This window comes from Vreelandella sp. L-15 (assembly GCF_056857635.1).
Window position 1 is genome coordinate 1 of sequence record NZ_JBSXNN010000056.1, and the last position, 13,251, is coordinate 13,251.

Annotated in this window: 13 protein-coding genes and 3 tRNA genes; 9 read left to right on the forward strand and 7 right to left on the reverse strand. The window is 56.1% G+C overall.

Features of this window, described 5'->3' with window-relative positions; genetic code table 11:
- The 5 genes from AC13CY_RS07675 to nadB all read left to right on the forward strand — a co-directional run.
- Positions 1-203 (forward strand): hypothetical protein (locus AC13CY_RS07675; RefSeq protein ID WP_483052431.1); only part of this gene is annotated, 203 nt, incomplete at its 5' end.
- Positions 194-268 (forward strand) — tRNA-Gly (locus AC13CY_RS07680). The genes AC13CY_RS07675 and AC13CY_RS07680, both read left to right, overlap by 10 nt.
- 15 nt (positions 269-283) lie before the next feature.
- Positions 284-357 (forward strand) — tRNA-Cys (locus AC13CY_RS07685).
- Between the two features lie 39 nt (positions 358-396).
- Positions 397-483, forward strand: a tRNA-Leu gene (locus tag AC13CY_RS07690).
- Positions 484-683: 200 nt separating this feature from the next.
- Positions 684-2,291 (forward strand): L-aspartate oxidase, encoded by a 1,608-nt coding sequence (nadB, locus tag AC13CY_RS07695; protein ID WP_074210771.1) that lies wholly within the window; start codon positions 684-686, stop codon positions 2,289-2,291.
- 370 nt (positions 2,292-2,661) lie between these two features.
- On the opposite strand, the gene AC13CY_RS07700 is transcribed toward nadB, so the two are convergent.
- Positions 2,662-2,955 carry an FAD assembly factor SdhE gene (locus AC13CY_RS07700; protein WP_044628108.1) on the reverse strand — a complete coding sequence of 98 codons (294 nt, stop codon included), beginning with the start codon at positions 2,953-2,955 and terminating at the stop codon, positions 2,662-2,664.
- A gap of 172 nt (positions 2,956-3,127) precedes the next feature.
- Between AC13CY_RS07700 and AC13CY_RS07705 the strand changes: the two genes are divergently transcribed.
- From AC13CY_RS07705 to lapB, 3 genes are all read left to right on the forward strand, one after another.
- Positions 3,128-3,472 carry an integration host factor subunit beta gene (locus AC13CY_RS07705; protein WP_255319113.1) on the forward strand — a complete coding sequence of 115 codons (345 nt, stop codon included), beginning with the start codon at positions 3,128-3,130 and terminating at the stop codon, positions 3,470-3,472.
- Between the two features lie 99 nt (positions 3,473-3,571).
- Positions 3,572-3,877: a LapA family protein gene (locus AC13CY_RS07710; RefSeq protein ID WP_074210773.1), complete on the forward strand. Its 306-nt coding sequence runs from the start codon at positions 3,572-3,574 to the stop codon at positions 3,875-3,877.
- Positions 3,878-5,077: a lipopolysaccharide assembly protein LapB gene (lapB, locus tag AC13CY_RS07715; protein WP_474188819.1), complete on the forward strand. Its 1,200-nt coding sequence runs from the start codon at positions 3,878-3,880 to the stop codon at positions 5,075-5,077.
- On the opposite strand, the gene pyrF is transcribed toward lapB, so the two are convergent.
- A complete protein-coding gene (gene pyrF / locus AC13CY_RS07720) occupies positions 5,078-5,782 on the reverse strand; it encodes an orotidine-5'-phosphate decarboxylase (RefSeq protein WP_058576291.1) in 705 nt (234 codons plus the stop codon). It lies immediately after the preceding gene.
- A gap of 283 nt (positions 5,783-6,065) precedes the next feature.
- Between pyrF and AC13CY_RS07725 the strand changes: the two genes are divergently transcribed.
- A complete protein-coding gene (locus AC13CY_RS07725) occupies positions 6,066-6,350 on the forward strand; it encodes a ComEA family DNA-binding protein (RefSeq protein ID WP_044628113.1) in 285 nt (94 codons plus the stop codon).
- 69 nt (positions 6,351-6,419) lie between these two features.
- Here the strand turns inward: AC13CY_RS07725 and prpF are convergent, their stop codons facing one another.
- The 5 genes from prpF to AC13CY_RS07750 all read right to left on the reverse strand — a co-directional run bounded on the left by prpF (position 6,420) and on the right by AC13CY_RS07750 (position 13,216).
- A complete protein-coding gene (prpF, locus tag AC13CY_RS07730; RefSeq protein WP_483052432.1) occupies positions 6,420-7,598 on the reverse strand; it encodes a 2-methylaconitate cis-trans isomerase PrpF in 1,179 nt (392 codons plus the stop codon).
- Positions 7,599-7,677: 79 nt separating this feature from the next.
- Complete coding sequence (gene acnD, locus AC13CY_RS07735; protein ID WP_483052433.1) at positions 7,678-10,317, reverse strand: Fe/S-dependent 2-methylisocitrate dehydratase AcnD; 2,640 nt, start codon at positions 10,315-10,317, stop codon at positions 7,678-7,680.
- Positions 10,318-10,348: 31 nt separating this feature from the next.
- On the reverse strand, positions 10,349-11,476 hold the full coding sequence (gene prpC, locus AC13CY_RS07740) for a bifunctional 2-methylcitrate synthase/citrate synthase (RefSeq protein WP_062375736.1): 1,128 nt from the start codon (positions 11,474-11,476) through the stop codon (positions 10,349-10,351).
- A gap of 79 nt (positions 11,477-11,555) precedes the next feature.
- The gene (gene prpB, locus AC13CY_RS07745; protein WP_058576287.1) at positions 11,556-12,458 is read right to left on the reverse strand and encodes a methylisocitrate lyase; all 903 of its coding nucleotides are present in this window, start codon (positions 12,456-12,458) and stop codon (positions 11,556-11,558) included.
- A gap of 14 nt (positions 12,459-12,472) precedes the next feature.
- Complete coding sequence (locus tag AC13CY_RS07750; protein ID WP_044628118.1) at positions 12,473-13,216, reverse strand: GntR family transcriptional regulator; 744 nt, start codon at positions 13,214-13,216, stop codon at positions 12,473-12,475.
- Positions 13,217-13,251: the final 35 nt, after the last annotated feature.

Sequence of the window (13,251 nt, forward strand, 5' to 3'; positions counted from 1 at the left end):
ACGGCTGTTTGCTCAAGGCCGAAGTGTTTTCTACCCCCTCTGGAGAAGAGCGCCAGACGCCGAGGCACGAATACCAGACTTGTTCACCTCCTCAGGAGGACTATGCCGATGACACGCCGGAAAATGGGGAGACCCTAGTAAATTGCTTGTTTGACAAGCGCGCAGCGATGCGTATATTTCGGCCTCGAGTCGAGCGGGAATAGCTCAGTGGTAGAGCATCGCCTTGCCAAGGCGAGGGTCGAGAGTTCGAATCTCTTTTCCCGCTCCATTTGATGACTTGTTAGGCTGGATGGCAGAGTGGTTATGCAGCGGACTGCAACTCCGTGTACGCCGGTTCGATTCCGACTCCAGCCTCCATTGTCAGTGTAGCGATTGCTGCTAAAGCGCCGATACACTGCCCGGATGGCGAAATTGGTAGACGCAAGAGACTTAAAATCTCTCGGAGGCAACTCCGTGCCGGTTCAAGTCCGGCTCCGGGCACCATGAATTGTTAGTAAGAACATGACGCTGCGAGATCTTCTGATCTACGCGGCTTTTTTGTGTTTAACGCCCACCCGATCAGTTACCTTTCACTTTTTTGCCTGCACCATCGCTAAGCGCCAGTGGTCACGCTATGATGCCATCCTCCCTGTGAAAGCGTGTTGCGCGCGGCTTTTGATAGCAAAAAGAAGGAGCGGGCCCCTATGAGCACGCCAACAACCGACCTACTTATTATCGGCGGCGGCGTCGCCGGCCTCACCCTAGCGCTAGAAGTTGCTGACCACTTGTCAGTCACGCTGGTACGTCCGGCACTGGATGATCAAGGAGCCAGCCGCTGGGCACAGGGCGGCATTGCGGCAGTGCTCTCTCCGGATGACAATCTCGACGACCATGTACGCGATACCCTCATCGCTGGCGATGGACTATGCGATGAAGACGCCGTTCGTTTTACCGTCACCCATGGTCCTGAGGCGATTCAATGGCTCATTGACAACGGTGTGCCGTTTACGCCCGACCCGGACCCAAGTGCCCGCTACCCCTACCACCTGACCCGAGAAGGTGGGCACAACGCGCGACGCATTATTCATGCCGATGACGCCACCGGTCGTGCGGTAGTTGAAACCTTGGTCAATAAAGTCTCCGCCCACCCTGGCATTACTCAGCGCAGCGACCTGACCATTCTCACCCTGCTGAGCAACGCTGAGGGCCACTGCATTGGCGCCCAAGGTGTCGATAGCGAGCAGCGCCGACAAGCGTTTTATGCCCATCACACCGTTCTCGCTACCGGCGGCGCAAGCGGGTTATACCGGCACACCACCACCCCAGCACCCAGCAGTGGCGAAGGTATGATGATGGCGGCTGAGCTGGGAGCAACGCTTGCCAATCTTGAGTTTCAGCAGTTTCACCCTACCTGCCTATTCGACCCGGATGGCCCAGCCTTTCTGATTAGCGAGGCGGTGCGCGGTGAAGGCGGCCACCTGCTTAACGAAGCTGGCCATCGTTTTATGCCCGACCTCGATCCACGTGCCGAGCTAGCGCCTAGAGATGTGGTGGCCAGAGCCATTGATGCACAGATTCAGCAAGGCACGCTGGGGCACGTCTGGCTAGATATACGCCACTTAGGAGAAGTCTCTATACGCCATCACTTCCCTACAATTTTGGCTCATTGCGCCTCGCGGGGAATGGATATTACGCGCCAACCGATCCCCGTTGTGCCCGCCGCCCATTATAGCTGTGGCGGCGTCGCTACCGACCACGCTGGCGCTACCGACGTTGCCAACCTTTATGCCATTGGCGAAACGGCCTACACCGGCCTCCACGGCGCAAACCGTATGGCTAGCAATTCGCTGCTTGAGTGTTTGGTTTATGCGCGTAGCTGCGCCCGGCATCTGCTCTCCTTGCCCTCGCCACCCAATGAGCCGCTGAATACAGGGGATGATCATCAAGCACCTATCATCCAGCCCAACATTAACGTGGAACTAGAGGCACTTAGAAAGCTCCGCTTTAAGATGCGCAGCGTCATGAGTCAATACGTATCGATAGTAAGAAGCGACCAAGGCCTTGCTACCGCCAGTGAAGCACTGGCAGAAATCAAAAAAGAATTGGAAAAGCTAGATAAAGCGATGTCGCACCCAGAAAGTATGCGACTAAGGCAAGCCATTATGCTTGCTCAACTCACTGTGCTGGCCGCCTCTCAACGCCACGAGTCTCGGGGCTTGCATTACTCTATTGACTGGCCAGAACATCAGGCCACCTCCGCCCCTTCTCAACTGACACTAGATAGTTTGCGTTTAGCAGGGCTTCCGCACTAACGTCCTGCCAAACTATCGACCAGGCCGATGGAAACATCGGCGCAGGGCGCGCTGACTGTCACCTGGGAGACTGTCTGGCCATAACCAGAGACGCTGTGATCCCATACGAAGCCCTACTAGCCAAGGCCCTAGATAGTCACAGCTAACTCCTAATGTCGGCCCCGCCTCTCCAGTGGCTAGCAACCAGCATCCCTCTATCTGGCTGCCGTTCTTGGTGAGCTGCAGCGCCCCACATGGCTGCGCACTATAGGAGCAATACACCAGCGCCATCCCAATGCTTAGCGTTAATCCCCCTAACCAATGGCCTATCGCCCAACCTGCTAATATCGCCAGCCCCAGCACCAACGCCCCGCAAAGCCCGCCTGCCAGCTTAGAGCGTGCGATAAGCAGTGTTATCGGTGGTTTCAGCATGCTCAACGATCATTTGCACAAGATGGCGCAAGTCAGGGTCTTCAGGCCACTCACGATGCATCAGCCAAACGAACAAATCTTGATCCTCTTCTTCAATCAAACGCTGATACGTCAACTGCTCCTCTTCGCTCAGCGTGTCGAAGCGTTTTTCTAAAAAGGGAATTAACAGCAGATCCAGCTCCCACATACCGCGCCGGGAGTGCCAGTAAAGCCGCTTACGAAGCACAGCGGCGGGGGAAGTATCGTCGCTCAACGTCAGCCTCTCCGAGTAGATGAAAATGAAAAGCCAGTATACCGAAGCTGTGGGGTCGCGCCAGGGCCAAGCTTCGCCTATGCTGTTAATCAGCTTCGTACTAACTTGCCTAGTACCTTGTTTTATCTGAATTGTTTTATGCGGTTATGCGCAGTATGCTGATTTCAAAGTTATCGAGGTCGCATGTGCATTACGGCCTTTAAACGCAAGGAGCCAACCGATGACCAAGTCTGAACTAATCGAACAAATTGCGATGCGTCAACCGGAGCTATCCGCCAAGGATGTCGAAACAGCGGTGCGTATTATCCTAGATGATATGACCGATGCTCTCGCCACTGGAGGACGAGTAGAGATCCGTGGTTTTGGCAGCTTTTCGCTTCATTATCGCAAGCCGCGCACGGGGCGTAATCCTAAAACCGGCGACCCGGTAGATTTAGACGGCAAATACGTACCGCACTTTAAACCGGGCAAGGAGCTGCGCGAACAAGTCGATGCGAGCCGCGCTTTAGGTTACTAAAGCGAGTTAATAGCGCCATCCGACCTTCTGCGGGATGACGTCGCGCCCAGACTCAGACACAATAGCATCATCGTGAACGTCACTGATTAGGAAACTCTCATGCGTTGGATCAAAGGGCTGATTCTGGCCGTCATTTTATTGGTAGTGATGCTGGTGGGCATTCTGTTTGCTGTGAATAACCAGCAAGCCATTGCCTTAAACCTAATTTGGGCTGAACTGCCTGCCGTATCACTCTCCGTATGGCTACTAGCCACCCTAGCGGTGGGCGTCATTGTCGGCATGCTGGCCATGCTGGGTGTTTATGTTCGCCTGAAAGCACGGCTTACCCGCAGTGAGCGTCACAATAAACAGCAGCGCAAAGAGCTAGACCGGTTACGCACTCAGGGGTTGAAGGAACTGGCGTAAATGCATGATGCTGTGCTGCTAGGCGTACTCTTGGCAGCCATTGCCATCGGCTTTGGCCTAGGCATCCGTTACGCCTACCGCCGCCAGCAGCACTCCCCCGCCTCGCGTACTCCCGGCTTATCACGGGAATACTTCGTCGGGCTGAACTATCTGCTGAACGAGCAGCCCGACGAAGCGATTAACACCTTTATCCATGCATTGGATGTTAATAGCGACACCATTGATACTCATATTGCCCTTGGCAAGCTTTTCCGTGCCCGCGGTGAAGCAGATAAAGCCGTTAGCATTCATCAAAACCTGCTAGCCCGCCCAGCACTCTCTACCACGACTAATGAAATCATTCAGCTTGAGCTCGCCCGCGACTTTATCGCCTTGGGTGTGCACGACCGAGCCCAGCGGCTACTGCGCAGCCTGCTAGAACACTCGGTGAACGAAGCGCTCCGTCTAGAAGCGAAGCGGCTGCTGATTGATTTACTTGAGCGAGAAAAAGAGTGGCAAGACGCGCTAGACGTTGTTCAACCGCTGATTAAGCAGCAACCCGCCATGCGCCGCCCTGCATCACACTGGCTCTGTGAACTTGCCCAACAGGAAATTGATCAATCTAGCCGCGCAATGGCGCGTAAGCACCTCAAAAAAGCGCTCCAGTTAGATGAGCGCTGTATTCGCGCCACCTTAATGCTGGCTGAATTAGAGATGGATAATGGTCACTATGCAAAAGCTATCGAGCGGCTTAATCATATACCCCAGCAGGATATCGCTCACGTACCGACCATGCTACCAGCGCTCCAGCGCGCTTATACCCGCAATAACAACTTACCCGGTCTGGAAAGCCACCTGTATAAACTACTAGGCCAAGCGCCGTATACCAGCGTCATTGTGACGCTAGGGGAACTCGTTCATCAAAGAGATGGAGTAGACAGCGCTATCGAGCGAACCGGCAAGTGGCTGAGTGAAGCACCCAGCCTAGGAGGGCTTGATTACCTAGTTGATCTCTACCTGGAAAGTGAACGGCTCGCTGGTAAAGCCACACCGGATACCCGACTCCTCTTACTAAAACACCATACCGATGCCCTGCTGAAGGGACGCCCCCGCCATCGCTGCCGCCGCTGTGGGTTTAGTAGCGACAGCCTGGCTTGGCAGTGCCCCAGCTGCCGCCGCTGGGGCACTATTAAACCAATTACCGGCGTCGAGGGCGAATAGCTATTGCCCACCTACCAGCTCGGCCTCAATAGCCGCTAATGCTGCCATAGGGTCTTCTGCTTGCGTGACCGGACGACCTACCACTAAATGCGTGCTACCCGCCTGCATTGCGTCAGCAGGCGTCATGATGCGCTGTTGATCGTTCGCCGCCGCAAAGCTAGGACGAATACCGGGCGTTACTTTTAAGAATGCGCTGCCGCACTGCGCCTCGATCTGCGCCGCCTCCTGCGCCGAGCACACCACGCCGTCTAATCCGCTTTGCTGGGCCAGGGCTGCCAAGCGCATGACGTGCTCAGCAGGGCTTGCAGTAATGCCCACATCCGCCAAGTCTTCCGCCTGCATGCTAGTCAGCACCGTGACCGCAATTAAGTGCGTAGTAAGCTGATGGTCGGATAAGCGCTTTGCCGCTGCCTCCATCATTTTGCGCCCGCCAGAGGCGTGAACGTTTACCATCCAAACACCCTGCTCTGCCGCCGCCTGAACAGCACTGGCCACGGTATTAGGAATATCGTGAAATTTAAGATCCAGGAACACATCGAAACCACGTCCATGGAGCGCTTCCAGTACGGCAGGGCCACTTCGCGTAAACAGCTCTTTACCGACTTTGAGACGGCACCGAGTAGGGTCAAGCTGGTCTGCCATGCACAGAGCTGCATCAAGCGAAGGGTAATCCAGGGCAATAATCAGTGGGGAATCGGTGGACACGCGCTTACTCCGTGTTCGTGAACGCTTAAAGGGAAATTGCGCCATTGACGCGATGGGTATTGATTAGTGTACCAGCCCCACAGAGCTTGCAGTGTAAGCGATTGGCCATTTCCCTGTAGCAAAAGGCTTACAAAAACCATCGTCGATGACTTACAGCATTCACTGTTCTAAATGCTAATTTCAACTAAGGCGGCGAATAAAGCTTCACTCCTATCGCTGCGCTCATGGCCTTTCGTGCTGAGTACGCGACTGGCTCAATGGAAAAAACAGAAGGATGTTAACGATGCAGACAACGTTTAAGCGTATCGCAGCCGCACTACTTATTAGCCTCAGCCTTGGCCTATCAGGAACAGCGATGGCTCAAGCCATTGCGCCGATTAACGTCAACAGTGCCGATGAGGAACTGCTTGCTGAGCTGCCCGGTATTGGCCCAAGCCGCGCGACAGCGATTATTGAAGAGCGCGAAGCCAACGGTGCCTTTGAAAATGCCGATGACCTGACCCGCGTGAACGGCATTGGGCCAGCCACCGTTGACCGTATGCGTGATCAAATCAAATTTGAAGAGTAAATTTAAAAAGCAACCCACCACATGCCACCGCACGGTTACACATCGGCGGTGGCGGTGCTGACAAGCCGCTTAAATTGTATCGCCGGGCACTCGCACTCGCCCTTCCATTAACACTCGTGCACTGCGGCTCATTACCGCCTGATCAATCTGCCAGCGCCCGTCTACCAGGCTGGCTTTCGCCCCAACCCGAAGTGACCCTGAAGGATGGCCAAACGTCACCGCTTCACGCTCAATGCCACCGGCCGCTAAATTCACCAACGTACCCTGAATCGCCGCTGCCGCGCCAATAGCGACCGCCGCCGTGCCCATCATGGCGTGGTGTAGCTTGCCCATCGAGAGCGCCCGCACCACTAGGTCAATATCTTCAGCATTGACGGCTTTCCCACTCGATGCCATATAGCTAGCTGCGGGGGCCACAAAGGCCACTTTGGGAGTATGCTGACGGCTGGCAGCCTCCTCCACATGGCTAATCAGCCCCATGCGGACGGCCCCGTGGGCGCGAATCGTTTCAAACATCTCCAGCGCCTTGGCATCCCCGTTAATCGCCTCTTGCAGCTCACACCCGGTGTAGCCCAGCGCCTCAGCATTGACGAACACCGTTGGAATACCGGCATTAATCAACGTTGCTTTCAGCACACCAACACCCGGCACCTCTAGGTCATCGACCACGTTACCGGTGGGAAAAATCGCGCCCTCACCATCGGCAGGGTCTATAAACGCGACGGGGATTTCTGCCGCCGGAAAGGTCACGCCATCCAGCTCGAAATCACCGGTCTCTTGCACTTCACCCTCCGCCATGGGTACTTGGGCAACAATGGTTTTCTGAATATTGACCTGCCAAATACGTACTTCTGCGATGCCGTTTTGCGGCACCTTGGCAGGGTCAACTAAACCATTGGCGATAGCGTAAGGCCCCACCGCCGCGGATAGGTTGCCGCAGTTGCCGCTCCAATCCACAAAGGGCTTATCGATGGAGACTTGGCCGAATAGGTAATCCACATCGTGATCGGGCGAGTCACTCTTCGAGAGAATCACCGTTTTGCTGGTACTGGAAGTGGCGCCCCCCATGCCATCAATTTGTTTTTCATAAGGGTCGGGGCTGCCTATCACCCGCAGCAGTAGCTTATCCCGCGCCTCACCGGGCACCTGAGCGGCGGGGGGTAGGTCGCCCAGAGTGAAAAACACCCCCTTACTGGTGCCGCCCCGCATATAGGTGGCGGGAATACCGATTTGTGCTTTATGAGCCATGACGCACCTCTTAAAAAATAGCCTGGCAACTGCCAGGCTATTCACTATCAATCACACCCTTACCATTGCGCTGAGACCACTAGGCAACGGAGGATTCCAAAAAGTCCTGGGCAAACCGCTGCAGCACGCCACCGGCTGAATAGATGGTCACTTCTTCGGCCGTATCCAATCGGCAAACCACTGGCACGCGCTCGGTGCTGCCGCTAGTGCGGTGGATAACCAGCGTGAGCATGGCGCGGGGTTCAGGCGTGCCTTCCACATCGAAGACCTCCGTGCCGTCCAACTCTAGGGTTTTCCGCGTGGTCCCTTCCTCGAACTGCAGCGGCATAACACCCATACCGATCAGGTTCGTGCGGTGAATGCGCTCGAAGCCTTCGGCGACAATGGCTTCCACCCCTGCGAGCGCGACGCCTTTGGCGGCCCAGTCACGAGACGAGCCTTGGCCATAATCCGCACCGGCGATAATGATCAGCGGCTGCTTGCGGGCCATGTAGGTCTCGATGGCTTCCCACATGCGGGTCACCTTGCCCTCCGGCTCGATCCGCGCCAGCGACCCCTGCAGCACCTTGCCCTGCTCGTCGTGGACCATTTCGTTGAACAGTTTCGGGTTCGCCAACGTTGCCCGCTGGGCGGTCAGGTGATCCCCGCGATGGGTGGCGTAGGAGTTAAAGTCCTCCTCCGGCAGGCCCATTTTGTGCAGGTACTCCCCCGCCGCGCTATCGAGCATGATGGCATTGGAAGGCGAAAGGTGGTCGGTGGTGATGTTGTCCGGCAGAATCGCCAGCGGGCGCATGCCCTTCAGCCCACGCTCTTTAGCCATGTTGCCTTCCCAGTAGGGCGGGCGGCGAATGTAGGTGCTCTGGGGCCGCCATTCGTAGAGCGGGCTTACCTGCGTACGCGCACTTTTATCCAGATCGAACATCGGGATATAGGTTTGGCGGAACTGCTCGGGCTTCACCGCCGACTTCACGATAGCATCGATTTCGCTATCGTCGGGCCAGATATCCTTGAGGGTGACCGGATTACCCTGCGTGTCATACCCCAGCACGTCTTTTTCGATATCAAAGCGAATGGTGCCCGCAATGGCATACGCCACAACCAACGGCGGTGAGGCCAAAAATGCCTGCTTGGCGTAGGGGTGAATACGCCCATCGAAGTTACGGTTGCCGGACAGCACCGCTGTGGCGTACAGGTCGCGGTCAATGATTTCCTGCTGGATGTGCGGCTCCAGCGCGCCAGACATCCCGTTACAGGTGGTACAGGCGTAGGCCACCACACCAAAGCCGAGGTTTTCCAACTCATCCATCAAGTGCGCTTCTTCTAAGTACATCTTGACGGTTTTGGAGCCAGGGGCCAGCGACGACTTCACCCACGGTTTGCGGGTCAGCCCTAACCGGTTGGCGTTGCGAGCAATCAACCCAGCCGCCACCATATTGCGCGGGTTAGACGTGTTGGTGCAGCTGGTGATGGCGGCAATAATCACCGCACCATCCGGCATTCTGCCTGCCTGCTCATCGGCCTGGGCTTTATCCAAGTCGATGGCGATACCCCGCTTTGCCAGCTCGGAAGTAGGCAGGTGGGCATGGGGGTTAGAAGGGCCAGCCAACGTGCGCTCCACGCTTGAGAGATCAAACGTCAATACCCGTTCGTAATAGGCACTCTTGAGATCATCTGCCCATAGCCCAGTATGCTTGGCATACGCTTCCACCAGCGCGACTTGCTCATCTTCACGCCCAGTGAGCTTGAGATACTCAATGGTTTGGTTATCGATGTAGAACATCGCCGCCGTAGCACCATACTCCGGCGTCATATTGGAAATCGTGGCGCGGTCGCCCACGGTCAGCGCGTCAGCGCCTTCGCCGTAGAACTCTAAGTAAGCGCCCACTACGCGCTCTTTACGCAGAAACTCGGTAATCGCCAGCACCATATCCGTGCCGGTAATCCCCGGCTGTAGTTTGCCGGTAAGCTCGACCCCGACAATATCCGGCAGGCGCATCATCGAGGCGCGGCCCAGCATCACGCTTTCCGCCTCCAGGCCACCGACACCTACGGAGATCACCCCTAGCGCATCCACCATCGGCGTATGGCTGTCGGTACCCACACATGTATCTGGATAGGCAATACGCACGCCGTGCTCATCAGGGCGGCACTGCACCACTGGGGACATCTTCTCCAGGTTGATCTGGTGCATGATGCCGTTGCCAGGAGGAATCACGTCGACGTTTTCAAACGCCAGCTTGGTCCAGTTAATAAAGTGGAAGCGGTCGTCGTTACGACGATCTTCCACTTGGCGGTTTTTCTCGAAAGCGTCCTTCTCAAAGCCCGCATGTTCGACGGCCAGCGAGTGGTCGACGATAAGCTGAGTGGGCACAACCGGGTTGACCTTGGCCGGGTCACCGCCTTTATCGGCAATGGCATCACGCAGGCCAGCTAAATCTACCAGCGCGGTTTGGCCAAGAATGTCGTGACATACCACCCGCGCCGGGTACCAGGGAAAATCTAAATCCTGCTTGCGCTCAATGAGCTGTTTTAGAGCATCAGTGAGCAGCTCCGGGTCACAGCGACGTACCAGCTGTTCGGCCAATACGCGCGAGGTGTAGGGCAGTTTGGCATAGGCACCGTGCTGGATATCCTCGACCGCTTGGCGTGCATCGAAGAACTCTACCGGCTCGCCCTCTACCAGAACGCCCGGTAGCGGCTTGCGATAATTCGTGTTCATAACGCCTCTCACTTAGTCACCACGCAACCGATCAGTCACGCGCTTCGATGGGTACCCATTCGCTCTTCTCAGGACCGATATAATCGGCGCTGGGGCGAATAATGCGGTTGTTGGCACGCTGCTCGAACACATGCGCTGCCCAGCCAGTCACCCGGGACATGACGAAAATCGGTGTAAACAGCTTGGTCGGGATATCCATGAAGTGGTAAGCGCTGGCATGGAAGAAGTCCGCATTACAGAACAGCTTCTTCTCCCGCCACATTACCTCTTCACAGCGTACCGACACCGGATAGAGCACCGTGTCGCCTACATCTTCAGCTAACTTTTTGGACCACTCTTTGATAATAGCGTTGCGCGGGTCCGACTCACGATAGATGGCGTGACCAAAGCCCATGATCTTCTCTTTACGCTCCAACATACCGAGCATTTCCCGCTCTGCTTCCTCTGGCGATGCCCAGTTCTCGATCATCGCCATGGCAGCTTCGTTGGCACCGCCATGCAAAGGGCCGCGCAGCGAGCCAATCGCGCCGGTGATACAAGAGTGCATATCGGAAAGCGTAGAAGCGCATACCCGAGCGGTGAAAGTTGAAGCATTGAACTCGTGCTCGGCATAGAGAATCAGCGAGACGTTCATCACGTGAGCATGAAGCTCAGAGGCTGGCTCGCCGCGCAGCATATGTAGGAAGTGGCCACCTACCGAGGCATCATCGGTTTCGGTATCAATACGCACGCCGTCATGGCTGAAGCGATACCAGTAGCAAATAATCGAGGGCAGCACCGCCAGCAGACGATCCGCCACATCCTGCTGCTCGTCAAAACTCTCCTCGGTTTCCAGGTTACCCAGCATGGAGGCCCCCGTACGCATCACGTCCATCGGGTGAGCGTCTTTAGGAATCTGCTCCAGCACGGTTTTCAGCGCATCAGGCAGGCCACGCAGGCCTTTTAGCTTGGCAATGTAGTGGTCAAGCTCCGCCTGGTTGGGCAGTTTGCCTTTCAACAGCAGGTAGGCGACTTCTTCAAATTTGGCTTTTTCAGCCAGCTCCTTAATATCAAAGCCGCGATAGGTGAGGCCGGAACCGGTTTTACCCACGGTACATAGGGCCGTCGCACCTGCGCTCTGCCCCCGAAGTCCTGCGCCTGCTAGCGGTTTATCAGCCATGTTATCTCTCCTGACGTACTTATTAGTTTTATAAGTGTTGTTAGTAAATTAGCGCTGTTAGCTAAAGAGCTCGCTTTCGTTAAACGTCTTTTTGCTCGGCAAACAGCGCGTCAAGCTTTTGCTCAAAGTCGTGGTAATTCAAAAAGTCGTACAGCTCATCGCGGGTCTGCATGGTGTCGACCACCTCACGTTGATGACCGTTATCTAGAATGCTCTGGTACACCTTCAACGCGGCGGCATTCATGGCCCGGAACGCCGAGAGCGGGTAGAGCACCATGCGGCAACCCACTTCACCCAGCTCCTGCTGGCTAAACAGCGGCGTCGCGCCGAACTCGGTAATGTTGGCCAAAATGGGAGCATTTACTCGCTGGCAGAATGCCTTATAGTCATCCAGCGTATGTACCGCTTCGGCAAAGATAGCGTCGGCACCTGCTTCCACGCAGGCGTTCGCCCGCTCGATGGCAGCGTCCAGCCCCTCTTTTTGGAACGCATCGGTGCGTGCGATGAGGTAGAAATCGGGGTCCAGCTTGGCATCGGCGGCGGCTTTGATGCGGTCTACCATTTCCTGCTGCGAGACAATGGCTTTGTTCGGCCGGTGGCCGCAGCGCTTTTGCGCTACTTGGTCTTCCAAGTGAACAGCCGCCACGCCTGCCCGCTGCATCTCTTTCACAGTGCGGGCAATATTAAACGCACCGCCCCACCCTGTATCGATATCCACCAGCAGCGGCAACTCAGTGGCGCCACAGATGCGGTGTGCATCTTCCACTACGTCGTTCATGGTGGTCATACCTAGATCCGGCAGGCCAAACGATGCATTCGCCACACCACCACCCGAAAGATAAATGGCTTGATGGCCTACACGCTCAGCCATCATGGCCGTATAGGCGTTGATGGTGCCTAAAATCGGCAGCGGGCGATTGGCTTCAAGCGCGGCACGAAACCGTGCCCCAGGGGTAAGCTTGGATGATGGTGTGGTAGACATGGGCGTTAGCTCCTTTAGTCGGCAGATGTTGTTGATTGTTGTTCGAGAATGGCGGCATAGCGGTCAGCGACATTGGCACGAGAAGCGCTGACATGGCGGCGCATCAATAGCTCGGCAAGCTCAGCGTCACCGGCTTCAATAGCGTCCACAATACGGTGGTGTTCTACAAATGCCCGCTGGGGGCGCGTACCGCTGGCGCTAAACTGGGTACGATAGAGGCGCACTAGGTAGTAAAGGTCATCGCAAAGCAGGTTCATCAGCATCTTGTTGTGGCTGCCTTGAACAATGCAATAATGGAAATCCAGGTCGCCTTCACGCTGGTAATAGGCTTCACCGCGCTTTAAGTCGCCCTGGCTTTCATGCACCGCCAGTACATCGCGTAAGCCCTGAATCTCCTCAGGCGACATATGCTCGGCGGCCAAGCGGGCAGCCATGCTCTCTAAGGCTTCGCGTACGTCGAAGAGCTCCAGCAGCTCTTTCATGGAGAGTTTGACCACCCGCGCGCCCACGTGGGGCACGCGTTCAATCAAGCGGTGAGCTTCCAGGCGTCGCATGGCTTCACGCAGCGGCCCACGGGAGATACCGTAGGTTTTGGATAGCCCTGGCTCGGTAATTTTACTGCCTGGCGCTAGCTCGCCGCGCACAATGGCGCTTTGCAGCTGATGAAACACGCGCTCTGCGAGCGTACGCACCTCAGGTGAGACCGGCTCGGACGAGGCTTCATCGGAAGGCGAGGAGGTTGTAGCAAGTAACGTCATGGCTTATTGTCGACAATCAAGGAATAGAGGAACTT

Bases quoted from the DNA above. Each gene is read 5' to 3' on its own strand.
- AC13CY_RS07750 (WP_044628118.1), bottom strand. From the start codon at position 13,216: ATGACGTTACTTGCTACAACCTCCTCGCCTTCCGATGAAGCCTCGTCC.
- prpB (WP_058576287.1), bottom strand. From the start codon at position 12,458: ATGTCTACCACACCATCATCCAAGCTTACCCCTGGGGCACGGTTTCGT.
- prpF (WP_483052432.1), bottom strand. From the start codon at position 7,598: ATGGCTCATAAAGCACAAATCGGTATTCCCGCCACCTATATGCGGGGC.
- prpC (WP_062375736.1), bottom strand. From the start codon at position 11,476: ATGGCTGATAAACCGCTAGCAGGCGCAGGACTTCGGGGGCAGAGCGCA.
- acnD (WP_483052433.1), bottom strand. From the start codon at position 10,317: ATGAACACGAATTATCGCAAGCCGCTACCGGGCGTTCTGGTAGAGGGC.
- AC13CY_RS07710 (WP_074210773.1), top strand. From the start codon at position 3,572: ATGCGTTGGATCAAAGGGCTGATTCTGGCCGTCATTTTATTGGTAGTG.
- AC13CY_RS07725 (WP_044628113.1), top strand. From the start codon at position 6,066: ATGCAGACAACGTTTAAGCGTATCGCAGCCGCACTACTTATTAGCCTC.
- nadB (WP_074210771.1), top strand. From the start codon at position 684: ATGAGCACGCCAACAACCGACCTACTTATTATCGGCGGCGGCGTCGCC.
- lapB (WP_474188819.1), top strand. From the start codon at position 3,878: ATGCATGATGCTGTGCTGCTAGGCGTACTCTTGGCAGCCATTGCCATC.